1 protein-coding gene is annotated in these 1,616 nt (G+C 68.9%); it reads right to left on the bottom strand.

Features of this window, described 5'->3' with window-relative positions; translation table 11 throughout:
* Positions 1 to 1,526, bottom strand: a 1,526-nt coding sequence (locus CKO13_RS12050; protein ID WP_242468035.1) for a methyl-accepting chemotaxis protein, incomplete at its 3' end; no start/stop codon positions are given.
* Between the last annotated feature and the right edge of the window lie 90 nt (positions 1,527 to 1,616).

Raw genomic sequence — 1,616 nt, 5'->3', positions numbered from 1 at the left:
TCGACATGATGGCCTTCTTCGGCGGCGGAGCCGCCGCCCTGGCCGGCGCCCCCGCCGCCGAAGAAGGCCATCATGTCGACGAGGCTCGAGGACTGCTCGTCGAGCGACTCCGCCGCCGAGGCCATCTCCTCGACGAGCGAGGCGTTCTGCTGGGTGACCTCGTCGAGCTGGCTGACCGCCTTGTTGATCTCGTCGATGCCGGCGGACTGCTGCTCGCTCGCCGAGGCGATCTCGCCGATCTTGTCGGTGGCCGTCTGCACCGCGGTGCGGATCTCCTGGAGGGTGCTGTTGGACTCGCTGACGAGCTGCGTGCCGTTCTCGACCTTCTCGCTGCTGTCCTTGATCAGGTTCTTGATGTCCTTGGCCGCCGAGGCGCTGCGCTGGGCGAGCTTGCGCACCTCGGCGGCGACGACGCCGAAGCCGCGGCCGTGCTCGCCGGCGCGGGCCGCCTCGACGGCGGCGTTGAGGGCGAGGAGGTTGGTCTGGAAGGCGATCTCGTCGATGACCGTGATGATATCGGAGATCTCGCGGCTCGACTGCTTGATCGCCGACATCGCCTCGACGACCTGCTCGGAGATCTCGCTGCCGCGCTCGGCCTTCTCCTGGGCCGTCTTGGCGAGCCGGTCGGACTCCTGGGCGTTGTCCGCCGTCTGCTTCACGGTGCTGGTCAGCTCCTCGATGCTCGAGGCGGTCTCCTCGAGGGAGCTGGCCTGCTCCTCGGTGCGCTGGGAGAGGTCCTGGTTGCCCTGGGCGATCTCCGAGGCGGCGGAGTCGATGTTCTGGGCGGACTCGCGGACCTGGTCCACCGTCCGGCGCAGGACGTCGATGGTGGAGTTGATCGACTCCTGGAGCTGGGCGAAGTCCCCCTGGAACTGCCCTGTCATGTGGTCGCTCAGGTTGCCCTGGGCGACCTGGGTCATGACCCGGACCACCTCCTGCAGGGGGGCCTGGGTCGTGTCGAGGATCTGGTTGATATCCTCGCTGAAGGAGCGGATGAAGCCCTCGGACATGTGGCTCGTCTCCACCCGCTCGCTCAGCTCCCCCTTGCGGATCCGGCCGATGAGCTCCTGGACGTCCTGCTGCGCCTTCTCCTCGTTGCGCTGGCGCTCCACCTGCTCGGTGACGTCGAACCACTCGAGGGTGTTGCCGAGGAACGCCCCGTGGTCGCTGTCCTCGCCGGTGATGTAGACGTTGAAGTGCAGGTCCCCGATCTCGAGCTGCTCGTGGAGGGCGTCCGCGCGGACGCGCTCCATGCGCCCGGCGAGGTGGCGCATGGGGGGGAAGAGCTCGAGCAGCAGCCGACCCTCGAGATCGCGGGCGGAGAAGCCGGGGATGGCCGCGGCGAGCTGCGCCTCGCGGCGCTCGAGCAGCGTCCGCATGGGGTCGTTGACGTAGCTGATCCGCCCCTCCGCGTCGGTCATCAGGAAGGGGGTCGTGCAGGTCTGCAGCGCCAGCCCGAAGCGGTACTGGCGGAGGTACTCGTCGCGGCTGACCGTGATCTGATCGCTCGAGGTGCTGCTCGCCATGGTCTTGTCCTTGCTCGTTGGGCTCGGCGGCTCGGGGGCAGTGGCCCCGTCGGGCGCCGACGGGGCCGTCTCGGCCTCGGGGGTCTCAGG

This window comes from Halorhodospira neutriphila (assembly GCF_016584055.1).
Classification (GTDB): Bacteria; Pseudomonadota; Gammaproteobacteria; order Nitrococcales; family Halorhodospiraceae; genus Halorhodospira; species Halorhodospira neutriphila.
This window is presented reverse-complemented; position numbering and strand designations above follow the sequence as displayed.